At 61.5% G+C, this 14,681-nt stretch carries 14 protein-coding genes and 1 tRNA gene; 8 read left to right on the forward strand and 7 right to left on the reverse strand.

What is annotated here, in order from left to right; genetic code table 11:
* Window positions 1–12: 12 nt before the first annotated feature.
* Both M0H32_RS21135 and M0H32_RS21140 read right to left on the reverse strand, forming a co-directional pair.
* Window positions 13–1,194 carry a PAS domain-containing protein gene (locus M0H32_RS21135; RefSeq protein WP_248157395.1) on the reverse strand — a complete coding sequence of 394 codons (1,182 nt, stop codon included), beginning with the start codon at window positions 1,192–1,194 and terminating at the stop codon, window positions 13–15.
* A gap of 277 nt (window positions 1,195–1,471) precedes the next feature.
* A tRNA-Lys gene (locus M0H32_RS21140) sits at window positions 1,472–1,547 on the reverse strand.
* 659 nt (window positions 1,548–2,206) lie between these two features.
* On the opposite strand from M0H32_RS21140, the gene M0H32_RS21145 reads away from it, so the two are divergent.
* From M0H32_RS21145 to M0H32_RS21155, 3 genes are all read left to right on the forward strand, one after another.
* Window positions 2,207–3,982, forward strand: coding sequence for an acetolactate synthase 3 large subunit (locus M0H32_RS21145; RefSeq protein WP_248157396.1), 1,776 nt, complete (start codon window positions 2,207–2,209; stop codon window positions 3,980–3,982).
* A gap of 463 nt (window positions 3,983–4,445) precedes the next feature.
* Window positions 4,446–5,018 carry an acetolactate synthase small subunit gene (gene ilvN, locus M0H32_RS21150; RefSeq protein WP_248157397.1) on the forward strand — a complete coding sequence of 191 codons (573 nt, stop codon included), beginning with the start codon at window positions 4,446–4,448 and terminating at the stop codon, window positions 5,016–5,018.
* A gap of 783 nt (window positions 5,019–5,801) precedes the next feature.
* Window positions 5,802–6,683, forward strand: coding sequence for an arylamine N-acetyltransferase family protein (locus M0H32_RS21155; RefSeq protein ID WP_248157398.1), 882 nt, complete (start codon window positions 5,802–5,804; stop codon window positions 6,681–6,683).
* A 276-nt stretch (window positions 6,684–6,959) separates the two neighbouring features.
* Here the strand turns inward: M0H32_RS21155 and M0H32_RS21160 are convergent, their stop codons facing one another.
* Together M0H32_RS21160 and M0H32_RS21165 are read right to left on the reverse strand one after the other, a co-directional pair.
* The gene (locus M0H32_RS21160) at window positions 6,960–7,442 is read right to left on the reverse strand and encodes an SRPBCC domain-containing protein (RefSeq protein WP_248157399.1); all 483 of its coding nucleotides are present in this window, start codon (window positions 7,440–7,442) and stop codon (window positions 6,960–6,962) included.
* Complete coding sequence (locus tag M0H32_RS21165; protein ID WP_248157400.1) at window positions 7,439–7,885, reverse strand: SRPBCC family protein; 447 nt, start codon at window positions 7,883–7,885, stop codon at window positions 7,439–7,441. The genes M0H32_RS21160 and M0H32_RS21165 overlap by 4 nt, the downstream gene beginning before the upstream one ends.
* 71 nt (window positions 7,886–7,956) lie before the next feature.
* Between M0H32_RS21165 and M0H32_RS21170 the strand changes: the two genes are divergently transcribed.
* Together M0H32_RS21170 and serA are read left to right on the forward strand one after the other, a co-directional pair.
* Window positions 7,957–8,289: an ArsR/SmtB family transcription factor gene (locus tag M0H32_RS21170; RefSeq protein ID WP_248157401.1), complete on the forward strand. Its 333-nt coding sequence runs from the start codon at window positions 7,957–7,959 to the stop codon at window positions 8,287–8,289.
* Between the two features lie 143 nt (window positions 8,290–8,432).
* Window positions 8,433–9,677, forward strand: a complete 1,245-nt coding sequence (gene serA, locus M0H32_RS21175; protein ID WP_248157402.1) for a phosphoglycerate dehydrogenase — start codon at window positions 8,433–8,435, stop codon at window positions 9,675–9,677.
* 431 nt (window positions 9,678–10,108) lie between these two features.
* Here serA and M0H32_RS21180 read toward each other — a convergent pair whose 3' ends face one another.
* Window positions 10,109–10,699, reverse strand: a complete 591-nt coding sequence (locus M0H32_RS21180; protein WP_248157403.1) for a TetR/AcrR family transcriptional regulator — start codon at window positions 10,697–10,699, stop codon at window positions 10,109–10,111.
* 198 nt (window positions 10,700–10,897) lie between these two features.
* On the opposite strand from M0H32_RS21180, the gene M0H32_RS21185 reads away from it, so the two are divergent.
* A complete protein-coding gene (locus tag M0H32_RS21185; RefSeq protein ID WP_248157404.1) occupies window positions 10,898–11,446 on the forward strand; it encodes a carboxymuconolactone decarboxylase family protein in 549 nt (182 codons plus the stop codon).
* A 71-nt stretch (window positions 11,447–11,517) separates the two neighbouring features.
* A complete protein-coding gene (locus M0H32_RS21190; protein ID WP_248157405.1) occupies window positions 11,518–11,982 on the forward strand; it encodes a nuclear transport factor 2 family protein in 465 nt (154 codons plus the stop codon).
* A 104-nt stretch (window positions 11,983–12,086) separates the two neighbouring features.
* Here the strand turns inward: M0H32_RS21190 and M0H32_RS21195 are convergent, their stop codons facing one another.
* Entirely contained in the window at window positions 12,087–12,311 is a 225-nt protein-coding gene (locus M0H32_RS21195; protein ID WP_248157406.1) for a tautomerase family protein, read from the reverse strand.
* A gap of 149 nt (window positions 12,312–12,460) precedes the next feature.
* On the opposite strand from M0H32_RS21195, the gene M0H32_RS21200 reads away from it, so the two are divergent.
* Window positions 12,461–14,068, forward strand: a complete 1,608-nt coding sequence (locus M0H32_RS21200) for a winged helix-turn-helix domain-containing protein (protein WP_248157407.1) — start codon at window positions 12,461–12,463, stop codon at window positions 14,066–14,068.
* 96 nt (window positions 14,069–14,164) lie between these two features.
* On the opposite strand, the gene M0H32_RS21205 is transcribed toward M0H32_RS21200, so the two are convergent.
* The gene (locus M0H32_RS21205) at window positions 14,165–14,662 is read right to left on the reverse strand and encodes an Lrp/AsnC family transcriptional regulator (RefSeq protein WP_248157408.1); all 498 of its coding nucleotides are present in this window, start codon (window positions 14,660–14,662) and stop codon (window positions 14,165–14,167) included.
* Between the last annotated feature and the right edge of the window lie 19 nt (window positions 14,663–14,681).

Here is a 14,681-nt window from a genome sequence, read left to right on the forward strand (position 1 = left end):
GCCAGATACGGTTCACTTCGCGAAATTGATTTCGAACAGTCTTGAGAAGAACCCGCGTGCCTTTTCGTTGCCCGGCTGGTCCTTTTCTATGCGCGCCGGCAGAAATTCAAGCACGATTTGGCGGTTCTGATGGTCTCCGATGAAACAGGTCCGGATCCGGTAATGGCGCTTGAGACCGATGTGACTGTGCACCTGCCAGACACGCCCCCCATCCCAGCCGACATTATCGAGCACGAGTGTGAGATCGCGCACATCTGTCGGGCTCAGCAATTTGTCCGTCAGCCGTTCTCTGCCGATCTGCGCCGGTGTCAGACCGAGTTCGCCGCGTCCCGCATTGTTGGCATATTTGATGCGCCGCGAATTGAGATCAGCGACCAAAATGGGCGTAGGGACCGCATCCAGGATCTCCGTAGCCGCGATTTCCTGGGCTTTGTTCGTGTATTCGCCCACAAAAACGCATCCGCCATTTGCATGCTCCAGCGCCAAGGGGTGCAGGCTGAACAGCACGGTTTTTTCCGTGCCATCCGCTTGGGCCAGCTTGAAGGAGTCCTGAATGGACTTGGAATTGGAGAACAGACTGGCGAACGAGGCTGAGAGTTTCTTGCCGATATGGTTCGGAACCATGCGCGCGTCGCGCCCGATAATGTTTTTTGCGTCCTTGATGGCAAACATCGTTAAGAACTGGCGGTTCGCGGAGCGGATGACACCCATTCGGTCGGTGACGAGAATGGCGTTAGGAGCCGCGACAAAGGCATGAGACAGGCTATGTAAAATGCTGGGCACTTCAAGCTTTGCAGGCGTATCCATCGGACACTCCCTCATCAGCCCGACAACCAGGGGCGCAACACCGCGCAGCACCCGAGCCGCGACAAGGTCAAAGAGCTTGTCCCCCGCCTCCGTTTTCATGGTCAACCGGAGCGGCGCGGACAAGCCATGCTCCACGGCATTGGAGATCATTTGCAGGAATGGCGTTCTATCCGGCTGGTGATAATACTGCAGGGCTTGCTTGATCGGGAGTTTGGCCAGCCGGTAGCCCCTCACGCTGGCAACATCGGTTCGCTGCCAGCAGATTTCTTCCCGCATTGGGTCATATCCCCAATAAGAAATACCCATGCTGAAAAGAAGTGCGTTTGTTTCCGAATTCGGCACCAGCTGCCGCATGGAACGAAGCAAAATGTTGAGATCTGTGGGCATAATCGGCCCTTATTCACCCTAGGGAGCAACTTCCAATTGAACGTTTCAAAGTTGAAAATTGGGTAAATTCAGGATGCTAATTGGTGTTTTCAGAGAAAAAATCGCAGAAATCGGCTGTTTCCCGGATCAGCCCCAACACAATGAACAAAAGCGCCAAAGGAGACTGCGCCAACTTATAAGTTCTACCCGGATGCCAGGGGCGCTAATTGTTGGTGCTTCAACAAGCACGGAACTGCCTGCAGCCAAATTTCGATCGCGGTATTTACTTCAGGAAAAATGGTGGGTGAGTGGGGGCTCGAACCCCAGACCCGCTGATTAAGAGTCAGCTGCTCTACCAACTGAGCTACACACCCATCAACGACGAAGGCCGCTTAAGGGCAGCGGCGCGCCGGATTGCGGGTGTATATACCGGGCTCTTCCCCGAGGCAATGGGGGATGTGACAATTTTTTGTCAAGGCGGCCATGCAGTTAACGCATATCCCTGACAAACTGACCCAAACGGAACGATTGCACAAATGCAACGCCTCCAGCGTAACTTTCAGAAACATCTGAAAACTTTGACGCAATAAATGAAATTAAGGCTTGACCGGTCCGGGAGGCCTCACTAGGGTGCGCCGCATCAAGCCCGGACGGACAGTACGGGCCTGTGCCGTTTCAATGCCGAAGCTGCTGGCAGATCAACACCTTGCCGGCGTTCCTTCGACAGGGCCGGCGGGGAGATCCTCAACAACGCTGTCCAGGGCCTTTTGGCCTGCAGCATCAAAGGACCGGGACGACATGGTCATGTCGCTCATTCTAATCGTAGTAGGAAAGCGCGCCTCCGCAGCGGGTTGAGACCCGAACGGACCAGATGGCGCGCGACCAAGGCTCCCTAAGGGGCCTTTTTTTGTACCCGCCAGCTGACACCGCTTCCCTTAAACGAGCCGGATCTTTGACGCCGCAGACGTTGGGCCGATAACAACACAACGAGAGCCAAGCCTGACACTCCAGGCGAACTGCAAGGACGGAAAGAATGACACGGGAAATGACCGGCGCCGAAATGGTCATCCAGGCGCTGAAAGACCAGGGAGTTGACACGATCTTCGGCTACCCGGGCGGTGCTGTGCTTCCCATTTACGACGAGATCATTCAGCAGGAAGGTCTTGAGCACATTCTCGTGCGTCACGAGCAGGGCGCCGGCCACGCGGCCGAAGGTTATGCCCGTTCCACCGGCAAGCCGGGCGTTGCCCTGGTCACCTCGGGCCCCGGCGCGACCAACATGGTCACCGCGCTGACCGACGCCATGCTGGATTCGATCCCACTGGTCTGTATTACCGGCCAGGTGCCGACGCATCTCATCGGCAACGACGCCTTCCAGGAATGCGACACGGTCGGCATCACCCGCCCCTGCACCAAGCACAATTGGCTGGTGCGCAATGTCGACGACCTGCCGCGCATCCTGCACGAGGCGTTTTATGTCGCCACTTCCGGCCGTCCGGGCCCGGTTGTCGTCGACATTCCGAAGGACGTCCAGTTCGCCACCGGCACCTATCAGGGCCCGACGCCGAACCCGGCCGCGGCCCACAAGAGCTACCGCCCGCAGCTGAAGGGCGATGCCGCCGGCATCCGCCAGGCCGTCGAGCTGATGGCCGCCGCGAAAAAGCCGGTGCTCTATACCGGCGGCGGTGTCATCAATTCCGGCACCCAGGCCTGCCAGCTGCTGCGCGAGCTGGTCTCGCTGACCGGTTTCCCGATCACCTCCACGCTGATGGGCCTTGGCGCCTATCCGGCTTCCGGCGACAATTGGCTGGGCATGCTGGGCATGCACGGCACCTATGAGGCCAACATGGCGATGCACGATTGCGACCTGATGGTCTGCATCGGCGCCCGCTTCGACGACCGTATCACCGGACGCACCGACGCCTTCTCGCCCGGCTCGCGCAAGATCCACATCGACATCGACCCGTCTTCCATCAACAAGACCATCAATGTAGACCTGCCGATCATCGGCGATGTCGCCCATGTTCTGGAAGACACGGTCCGGATCTGGCGCTCGTCCTCCAAGAAGTCGGACGAGGCGGCCATGAAGGCCTGGTGGCAGCAGATCGACCAGTGGCGTGCCCGCAACTCGCTGGCCTACAAGCCCAACGAAGACATCATCATGCCGCAATACGCGATCCAGCGGCTCTATGAACTGACCAAGCACCGCAAGACCTTCATCTCCACGGAAGTCGGTCAGCACCAGATGTGGGCGGCGCAGTTCTACGGCTTCGAGGAGCCGAACCGCTGGCTGACCTCCGGCGGCCTCGGCACCATGGGCTACGGCCTGCCGGCGGCGATCGGCGCGCAGACCGCGCACCGCGACGCGCTTTGCATCGACATTGCCGGCGATGCCTCGATCCTGATGAACATCCAGGAAATGTCGACCGCCGTTCAGTTCGGCTTACCCGTAAAGGTGTTCATCCTGAACAACCAGTATATGGGCATGGTGCGCCAGTGGCAGCAGCTCCTGCACGGCAACCGGCTGTCCCATTCCTACACCGACAGCCTGCCGGACTTCGTCAAGCTGGCGGACGCCTATGGCGGTGTCGGCTTCCGGGTGGACAAGCCGGGCGACCTGGACGGCGCCATCGAGGAGATGATCGCCGTCGACAAGCCGGTCCTGTTCGACTGCCGCGTCGCCAATCTCGCCAACTGTTTCCCGATGATCCCGTCGGGCAAGGCCCACAATGAAATGCTGCTGCCGGACGAAGCCAATGACGAGGCCGTCGCCAACGCGATCAGCGCCGAAGGCAAATCCCTGGTTTGAGTAAACGAATGTCGCTAGCGCTAGTCATTCTCATGTTGCTTATCGCATGGCCCTTGCAGCTTCTCGGAAGCTTCACGGGGACTTGTACCATGGCTGACAATGGCGCAGCGACTTCAGGAGCACTGTACAGCATCGTTCCGCTTATGATTGCCGCCATGGGAAGCATAGTCTTAACCCGCAGGAGGCGCACAGATCGGCAAAACAGCAGAAGTCTTCTGCTGTTTTTTCCGGCTCTGTTGTTAGTCGGAATGGTTATGTCTAGCAGCAGTACTTGGTGGTCAGTTCTGCAATTTGGAACACCCTGTGGTGAGCCATTTGCGTCCTATGGCGCTCCACTCTCGAGCCTTGCAAATTTGCTCACACTTTTTTCCTACCTCATCGCTCCGATCCTTATCGCTGCGATTTTGGTGTCGGCCTACTTATGCTTTCCGGCACGCCGATACACTTCCGGAGAATCTAGACAATGAACGCCCAGAATGTTGATGCGCCTTCCGCCTATTTCCTGGCCGAAGTCAGCAATGAAATCGAAACCCACACCCTATCGCTCCTCGTCGACAACGAACCGGGCGTGCTCGCCCGCGTCATCGGCCTGTTTTCGGGCCGCGGCTACAACATCGACAGCCTGACCGTGTCGGAGACCGAACACGAAAAGCACCTGTCGCGGATCACCATCGTGACCACCGGCACGCCGATGATCATCGAGCAGATCCGCCACCAGCTCGACCGCCTGGTGCCGGTGCACCGGGTCACCGACCTGACAGTGCGCGCCAAGCGCATCAACCAGGACAAGCCGCTGGAGCGGGAACTGGCGCTGGTCAAGGTCGCCGGCACCGGCGAGAAGCGCCTGGAGGCGCTGCGCCTGGCGGATGCGTTCCGCACAACGGTGATCGACGCCACCACCGAGCACTTCGTCTTCGAGATCACCGGCCGCACCTCCAAGATCGAGCAGTTCATCTCGATCATGAAACCGCTCGGCCTGGTCGAGGTCTCCCGCACCGGCGTCGCCGCCGTGCAGCGGGGCCCGGAGGGGCTATGAGCCTTTCTGCATTGATTGATGTCTTGGGCCCGCCGCAGGGATGCGGCGGGTCTTTTTTTGGCAAAACTGCGCTTTCCAGGACGCATCCACACACGCGGCGTCATCCTGTGGAGCGCGCCCCGCGCGCGTCTCGAAGGATCGGGCGGCACACAACAGAGCAGGCTGCCGCTCCTTCGAGACGCCGCTCACGCGGCTCCTCAGGATGACGCTGCGGTGTGTGGTGAACGTTTGTCTGAAGGCATCTCACAAGCGCCTTCAATGCGCATCGCGATGTCCGCGGATTGGCACCGGCTTGCCGCAGCGATGTGGCGGGTCTCTTTTGTCTTCCCCCTCCGCTTCGTTTCGCACGGCCACACATTCAGCGTCATCCTGAGGAAGCGCGCAGCGCTGTCTCGAAGGATCCGCCGCATTGCTCCTGCGGCAGGCTGCCGCTCCGTTGAGACGCCGCTCACGCGGCTCCTCAGGATGACGCTGTGGTATGTGGAAGGCTTTCGGGTCGGTCGCTCATCATGTTCCCTCAGTGTCTGCCGGCAAACCCTTGCCACTTCCCGTGGCTCTGCAAGCGAGTGGGTCCCGGCTCGGGGGCCGGGATGATACCGGGGGAAGTGGCACCGCCTTGCGCACCTTAATTCCTCTCCATCGTCATCCCGGACGCAGCGCAGCGGAGATCCGGGACCGGAGAGCCCCCGCAGCGCCGAAAGGCCCCGACCTGTCGGCAAGCCCTGTGGCTCCCCGGTCCCGGCTCGCGCTTCGCTTGGCCGGGAAGACGACGGGGAAGGCAGCATGCTTGGCAAGCCCGTTGGCCGCACCTACATCAAACACAAATCGCCTTTTCCGGACCCGCCAATGCCCTTCGATCTTTCCGCCTATCTCACTCGCGTCGGCCTTGAGACCTGCACACCGGACCTCGCCGGTCTGAAGGCCCTCCAGGCTGCCCAGATCAGCGCCATCCCGTTCGAGAACGTGCTGCCGTTTCTGGGGAGGGTGCCCGAGCTGGATGCAGACAGCCTCTGGCAGAAGCTCGTGGTCGAGCGCTGTGGCGGTTATTGTTTTGAACTCAATTCGCTGCTCGGCGAAGCTCTGGTCGCACTCGGCTTTTCCCCGCGCAAGGTGCTCGCCCGTGTGCGCCAGGGCGCGGCGGAAGGCGGCGCGCGCTCCCATCTCGCCTTTGTCGTGACGCTGGAGGGCACCGAATGGCTGGTCGATGCCGGCTTCGGCGGACAGGCGCCAGCCGAACCCGTGCGGATTTCCGACGAGCCGCAGCCGATCCGTGACCAGAGCTACCGCATCCGCTTCGAGCAGACCTCCGGCGAACATGTGCTGGAGCGCCTGACGGAGGATGGCTGGTTCCCGCTTTACGGCTTCGACCGGGCCGAGGTGCGTCCCGCCGACATCGAGGGCGCCAACTTCCTCTGCGCGGCCTCGCCGAAAATGCCCTTTGCGGGAAGCCTGAAATTCTACCGGCTGACGGACGAGGGTTTTTTCAGCTTTCTGGACAGCCGCGCGCGCTACGTCGGTGGCGGTGAAAACCGGGAGTGGCAGATCCAGGAGGCGGACGAACTGACACGGTTTTTGCGTCAGGACCTCGGTCTTCGTTATGGCGACGAGGTCATCCGGGATCTGGCCGGGCGGTTAAAAGAACTGGCTGGAACATACTCCGCTTAATCCTGAAGAACCGTTCAACCGGTCCTTCGTTAATCAGGGCAAGAATTAGCTTCCCACACCGAGGTCATCCCGGCCCTGAGCCAGGACCCAATCCACCTCTCGGCGATCAGGAGGCGCCGCAAAGGGCAGTGACTTGCCGCATAGCTTTACCTCTTCCCACAGCTCTGCGAACGAGTGGGTCCCGGATCTTCGCTGCGCTGCGTCCGGGATGACACCGTGCGGATGCGCCACCACACACTCGACGTCGTCCTGAGGAGCATGCAGCAAGCCGCCGCCTTACTCGTAAAACCCCTCCCGCAAGTTCACGCCGTGCTCCAGCCAGGCCTTGAGCGCGCAGAGCATCTGGGTCCAGCCTTCGCAATTGCCATAAGAGGCTTTCACGGCGCCCGGGGTCTCACGCCAGCCTTCCTCATGGATCGTCACCAGCGTACGGCCGTCCTCCAGCGCTGCGAAGGTCATGGTGACCACTGTGTCATAGCTGGCCGGCTCGGGCATCTTGCCGGTGGAGCTGACCTCGCCCTCTTCCTGGGCGGCCCATCTGAAGACCAGCAGGCTGTCCTTTTCCACCCTGTCGACCTTGACCGGAAACCGGCCGGGGAATTCCGAGAAGGCCCAATGGACCGTGACACCGGGTTCCAGCCGGCCATCCGCGCCGCCGGTGGTGAAATAGGCCGACAGCCGGTCCGGATTGACCACGGCCTCGAACACGTCCGAAACCGGCCTGGCAATCCGGCCCGCGATCCTGAATGACGGTTTCATTCCTGCCCTCCTGTGATCGGCTCTGACGTGCCGCGTTCGGCGCAAGCGGTCAGATTGCCGAGATGATAGGACCAGCCGGTGCGATGATCTTCCACCAGTTGGTCCCGACGGTCCGCAGGGGCCGCGTGCCAGCCTGAATGGCGGAGCTTCAGGAGACTGCCCTGCCCGGCGGGCGCCAGGCTAAAACGCACCTCTGTCCCGAACGTCCAGTCGTCGTCACGCCAGCTGAGAACGAGACACCGGGGCGGCAGGAACTCGAGCACTTCGCCGCGCGTATGATGCTGTCCGGCCCCGTCCCGCCAGGGTTCGTGAAAGAGCCCGCCCGTAGTCGGTTCAAGACGCACCGCCTCGCCCCACCACAATTGCGGGCAGACCAATGTGTCCCAGAGCTGCGCGACAGGCACACTGCATGGTCGTTCCAGCCGGATTTCCGGTTCGCTCATGGTGCCCTCCTCGCCCGGCATGCCCTTCTCGGCGCCTTGTCGAACAACAATAAGTGTTATAAAAACATAACATGTCAAGCACGGACGATTCGGACAGGATTTTCAAGGCGCTGGCCGATGGCCGACGGCGGCGTCTGCTCGATCTCCTGAAAGATGCACCGCAGACCACCGGCGCGCTGTGCGCCGCCTTTCCGGATCTCGACCGCTGCACGGTGATGCAGCACATGCGCGTTCTGGAAGCCGCCGACCTGATCATCGTCCAGCGCAAGGGCCGCGAGCGCTGGAACCATCTCAATGCGCTGCCGATCAGGGAAATTTATGATCGCTGGATCGGCGATTACGCGGAAAATGCCGTCTATTTGCTTCACCGCCTCAAAAGCGATCTCGAAACGCAGCCGAATTGAAATCAAACGCATTCGATGCGCGTTCCGCCGCGGCTTTCTGCCCCGTCTCCCTAGACGCGACACGGCTGAGCGCGTATACGACACCCGCGTCAAAGGCGCTGACTCGGCGCTCTTCACACCACCAGATCAAAAGGCATTCCGCCATGATGCACGGTCTCTCCCGGCCGAAAAACCAGATCCGCTGGCTGCTGCTGGAAGGCATCTCGCCGACCGCGCGCGCGGTTCTTGAAAAGAACGGTTACTCCAATGTGGAAGTCCTGCCCGGCGCGCTGGAAAAGGACGCGCTGATCGAGAAGCTGCAGGGCGTGCAGATGCTCGGCATCCGTTCGCGCACGCAGGTGACCGAAGAGGTGCTGGAAGCCGCCAAGACGCTTGTGGCCGTCGGCTGCTTCTCCGTCGGCACCAACCAGGTCGACCTGACCGGCACGCTGACCCGCGGCATTCCGGTGTTCAACGCGCCGTTCTCCAACACCCGCTCCGTCGCCGAGCTGACCATTGCCGAAATCGTCATGCTGATGCGCGGTGTCTTCCCGAAATCCTCCGCCGCCCATGAAGGCCGCTGGCTGAAGACCGCAACCGGCTCGCACGAGGTGCGCGGCAAGACGCTCGGCATCATCGGCTACGGCAATATCGGCACCCAGCTCTCCAATCTCGCCGAGGCGATGGGCCTCCGGGTTATCTATTTCGATCTGGTCGACAAGCTGCAGCACGGCAATGTCCTGCCGGCCGAAAGCCTAGACGGCCTGCTGGAAGCCTCCGATGTCGTCTCGCTGCACGTGCCGGACACCCAGGCAACCCGAAACATGTTCGGCGCCGCTGAAATTGCCAAGATGAAGAAGGGTTCCTTCCTCATCAACAACGCCCGCGGCAAGGTGGTCGATATCGACGCGCTGGCCGAAGCGCTCAAATCCGGTCATCTGGCGGGCGCTGCCATCGACGTTTTCCCGGTCGAGCCGAAATCCAACAAGGACGAGTTCGTCTCGCCGCTCCGCGGTCTCGACAACGTCATCCTGACGCCCCATGTCGGCGGTTCGACGGAAGAGGCCCAGGACCGGATCGGCGAGGAAGTGTCCAAGCGGATGGTGGAATATTCCGACGTCGGCTCCACCATCGGCGCGGTCTCCTTCCCGCAGGTGCAGCTGCCCAAGGGCACGGAGGCGACCCGCTTCATCCAGGTGCACCACAACGCGCCCGGCGCCATGCGCACGCTGAACGACCTCTTTACGCGGCACAACCTCAATATCTTCGCCCAGTACATGCAGTCCCACCAGGACATCGGTTATGTGGTTCTGGACGTCGACAGCCGCGTCGAGGACCCGGTCAGCATTCTGGAAGAGATCCGCGCCCTGCCAAACACCATCCGGGCGAGACTGCTCAACCGGGTGTGAGGCAAAGGCGTCAGAGAATTTGGAAAGCCCCGGTCATTGGCCGGGGCTTTTTTTTTTGCATGTGGAAGAAACAAACCCTGGCCGTCATTCCGGACGGTCTGCAGCGGAGCTGCATGGCCAGATCCGGAACCCAGCGCACACTTCGCGCCGCAGGCGCGTCATTGTTTAAAAAATCAAATACTTGTCTGGCTTTGAGCTCGCTTACACTCGCGCTGATACGCTGGATTCCGGATCAGCGCGCAGCGTTGCTGCACTTGTCCGGAATGACGGCGGAAGGGTTCGCGGCAGTCGGAAGGTCCGGTCCACGGCGGTGATTTAATTGAACACAATGCCCTCTCCAGCGTCATCCCGGCCAAGCGCAGCGCGAGCCGGGACCGGGGAGCCAGAAGCCTTCGAGGCGAGGCACATTTTGACTTGGCAAATTTCGTCGCCTATTGCCCCCCACCTTCGACGCACCCGGTCTCGATCAGCGTTTTTGCGATCGCCTTGGCCGTCTGCGCCGCTTGCGGCTGGCCGCGGACATGGGCGGTGGCGATGGCGCCTTCCTTCAGGAGCGCAAGCTGTTCCGCCAGCGCCTGCGGGTCCTTTGCCCCGGCTTCCCTGCAAAGCGTCTCGAGATGATCGACAACGCGCTTTTTGTGCGCGGCGGCCATCTGGTGGGCCGGGTGTTTCAAGTCGCCGAACTCGCCCGCCGCGTGGATGAAGGCACAGCCGTTGAAGCCGAGCTGCTTGAAGGCCTCGCCCCTGAACCAGCTTTCCAGCGCGTCAAACATCGTCAGGAGCTGCGCGCGCGGGTCCGATCCGGCCTTCTCCATCTCGGCAAAGAGCCAGGCACGGAACTGCTCGTCCCGGCGCTCCAGCACCGCCAGGATCAGATCGTCCTTGGACGGGAAGTGCTTGTAGAGCGTCATCTTGGCGACGCCCGCCTCGGCCAGGATCTTGTCGATGCCGGTCGCGGTGTAACCGCCCTTGTAGAACAGCCGAAGGGCCGTCTCGATGAGATCGTCCCGGCGCGATTTCATTTTGCTAAACCTCACTGGTCAGACAGTTCTGTCTACATCCGTGCGGATTTAACAACAGTTTCAAGGGCTTTCAAGATCACAATTTTCTGATCAGGGCTGAAGCTTGAAAATAGACAGACCTGTCTGTATATATCTCTGCGACACTGCAGGACGTCAGACAAACCCAGGTCACAACGGACCAGACACCAGGAGATTTTCATGACCCGCATTCATCTGCCCGCGTCCATCGACGCCGCCCCCACCGCTTCCCGCCCGCTTCTGGAAGGCGTCAACAAGATGCTTGGTTCGGTTCCGAACCTCTTCCGCCTCACCGCCAACAGCCCGGCCACGCTGGAAGGCTATCTCGGCCTGAACGGCGCGCTTTCGAAAGGCAGCCTGGCCCCACAGACCCGTGAGCGGATCGCCCTCGCGGTGGCCGAGATCAATGGCTGCGACTATTGCCTTTCCGCCCACACCTACCTGGCGAAAAACCTCGCCAAGCTGGACGACGCGGAAATCGCCGCCAACCGCAACGGCACGTCGTCCGACCCGAAGGCCGATGCGGCCGTCCGCTTCGCCGTCAAGCTGGTCGAGGCACGCGGCCGGGTTTCCGCTGCCGATGTCTCCGAGGTGAAGGTTGCCGGCTACAGCGAGGCGGAGATCGTCGAGATCGTCGCCCATGTCGCGCTCAACACGCTGACCAACTACCTGAACGAGGCCTTCGAAACACCGATCGACTTCCCGGTCGTCAACGCCAACGCCGCCTGAACCTGAAACCGCATCGCGGAAGGCCTCCGGGCCTTTCGCCGTGCTCTCTTCTCCCAACAAGGATTTCTCCCATGAGCCGCCCGCCCCTTCCACCCTTTGATGCCGAGACGGCCATCCAGAAGGTCCGCATCGCCGAAGACGCCTGGAACAGCCGCGCGCCGGAAAAGGTCGCTCTCGCCTATACGCCGGACACCCGCTGGCGCAACCGCTCCGATTTTCTCACCGGCCGCGACGCAATCGTCGCCTTCCTGACCGCGAAATGGGCGCGTGAGCAGGACTACCGCCTGATCAAGGAACTCTGGGCCTTCCGCGGCAATCGCATCGCCGTGCGCTTTGCCTATGAATGGCACGACAGCGCCGGCGCCTGGATCCGCTCCTATGGCAACGAGAACTGGGAATTTTCCGAGGACGGCCTGATGCGCCTGCGCATCGCCTCCATCAACGACCTGCCGATCAGGGAAGAAGACCGGCTGTTTCACTGGGCATCCGGGCCGAGGCCGCTGGATCATGCGGGGTTGTCGGAGTTGGGTTTGTAGGTGAAGGACACTGCTTTTCCGGCATTGCTGCCGGGTTCTCTTGGCCCAACGCAAAAGGGCCGCGCCCGAGGGCGCGACCCTTTTTAAACACCTGGTCGATAAGGTCAGGCGACTTTCTTGCCAGACATCGCGTGGACATCCGCGGCGCCGAGACGCTGGCCACCGATGGCCCAGTCGCCCTGTTCGACTTCCATGACGCGGACCCAGGTGACCGGGCGCATGGCTTCACCTTCCACGGCGACCATGGCTTCGGTGACCTTGTCGATCAGCTCGTGTTTCTGTTCATCGGTGAAAACGTTCTTGATGACGTCGATCGTTACGAGAGGCATTTCAATTCTCCTGGTATGGGTTTCAATGGTGCAAACCATGATCGGCTGTTTCCGATGACCAAGGGATACGCCTCACCTCACGGCAATGCTTGACGGCGACATGAATATAACTGACCTTTTCATGAAGATTTTCAGGGAAAGGGTGACGCGTGCCGCGAGCCGACGCCTTGGTACTCACCTTTGACGGATATGAACTGGACGGCCCGCGGTTCGAGTTGCGCTGCAATGGCGAACGCGTGTCAATCGAGCCGCAGGTGCTCTCCCTCCTGTTGCTGCTGGCGGAAAACCGCGACCGGATGGTCAGCAAGGACGAGCTGATCGAACATGTCTGGGACGGGCGGATCGTCTCCGAAACCGCCGTGGCAGCCCGGATCAAGGCGGCCCGCAAGGCAGTGGGGGACACGGGCAGCGCCCAGAAAGTCATCCGCACGATCCATGGCAAGGGATTCCGGTTTGTCGCCGAGACCGGGGTCGCCGGTGCTCCGGCAAAGGCGGCAACTTCGCCATCGGGTCTCATGACCGAGGCGCAGGCCGCCCCGGCCATCGAGGAAATGCTCAGGACGGCGCGCGACGGGCGGCCTTCCATTGCCGTCCTGCCCTTCCAGTATTTTGGTGAACCCGGTCGGCATGAGATTGTGGCCGACGCCCTGCCGGCCGACATCATTGCGGACCTCTCCCGCCTGCACTGGCTGTTCGTCATCGCCCGCGGGTCGAGCTTCCGCTTTCGCGGGCACGATATGGATCCGCTCGCAGCCGGCCGGCAGCTCGGCGTGCGTTACGGTCTCACCGGCACGGTTGAACTGTCGGGCGAGACCGTCACGATCGGCGTCTCGCTGATCGACATGACAAGCAGCGGCACGATATGGGCGGACCATTATCGCGGCAGCCTGACCGACTTGCACCAGCTCAGACCGGAAATCGAAAGCCATGTGGTTGCCAGTCTGGCGGTGCAGATCCCGCAGAACGAAGTGCGGATCGCGCGCAGACGCCCGCCGGGAGAACTCGACGCCTGGGCCTGTTTCCACCTGGGTCTGGATCACATGTACCGCTTCAACCGGCAGGACAATGCCCGCGCGGCGGCGCTGTTCACCCAGTCGCTGGAGCGCGACCCCTATTTCTCCGGCGCCATGGGCGGGCTGTCCTTCACCCATTTCCAGTCGGCCTTCATGCGCTTCGGCGACGATCCGCAAGCGGAGGTGGAACAGGCCCGCGCGCTGGCCCAGCAGGCGGTGGAGATAGACCGGCTCGATCCTTTTGCCCATTTCAATGTCGGACGCTGTTCCTGGCTTGAAGGACGGCTTGAGGATTCAATTGCCTGGTTCGACCGGGCGACGAGCCTCAGCCCCAGTTTTGCGCAGGGTGCCTATACACGCGGTCTGGTGAACGTGATGGCCGGCAAGGCGAACGAGGCCGATGCCGATCTGTCGCTGGCACTGGACCTCAGCCCGCTCGATCCGCTCGCCTATGGCATGGTGTCGGCAAGCGCGCTGGTGCAATTGCAACTCGGCAATCTGGAAAGAGCGGAAGAGCTTGGCGTAAAGGCGGCGCTGATGCCAGGCGCGCACAAGCATATCGCGCTGATCGCGGCGCTGACCTCGCATCTGGCCGGCAAGGAGGCCGAAGCCCGCGCCTGGCTGGCCCGGGCGCGGCAGGCGGATCCGGCACTTTCTTCGGAGGTCTTCTTCGCCTCCTTCCCCTTTGCCGAAAACAGGGCCCGCGAGACAATCGAAAAAGGTTTGCGGGACCTGGGGGTTTGAGAGGGCTGGCGAGAGCGCCCGATGCTGCTGCGCTGAGAGAGTTCGTGTTGTCTCGCTCAAAGCTGCCGGCGACTTACGCCCCGAGCCGCCCCTCCCTCACCTTCCCGCCGACGCCAGCCTTATATGGCTCTGCGTCTCCGCCACCTCCGGCAGCGCCCTTATCTCGTCCAGCGTTCTGTCCAGCAGCTTCAGCGAGCGAACCCTGAGTTCCGCCACCAGGTCGAACGCGCCGCTGAGCGTGTGGATGTCGGTGATCGCCTCGATGCGGCGCAGCGCGGCCTGGGTGGCGCGGCCGTCGTCGGCGGTGAGGCGGATCAGGGTGAAGGCGCTGATCTGGTGGTCTTCCTCCGACTGGCCGAGCTCGACCGTGAAGCGGTGGATCACCTTCTGGTGCTGGAGCCGGTCGATGCGGTTCTGCACCGTGCCACGCGAGACGCCGAGCTTTCCGGCGAGATCCGTCGCGGACATGCGCGCGTCCCGGGTCAGCAGGTGTAATAGGCGGTGATCGAGGTCATCCATGACGGGCGTCCGGTACGGGTGTGCGTTGCAGGCAATATCGAACTGACTATTTGCCAGAAAAATACCTTTTTGCAAAATTTTTTGCCGTTTTGTT

The organism is Roseibium sediminicola (genome assembly GCF_023156505.1).
Lineage (GTDB): Bacteria > Pseudomonadota > Alphaproteobacteria > Rhizobiales > Stappiaceae > Roseibium > Roseibium sediminicola.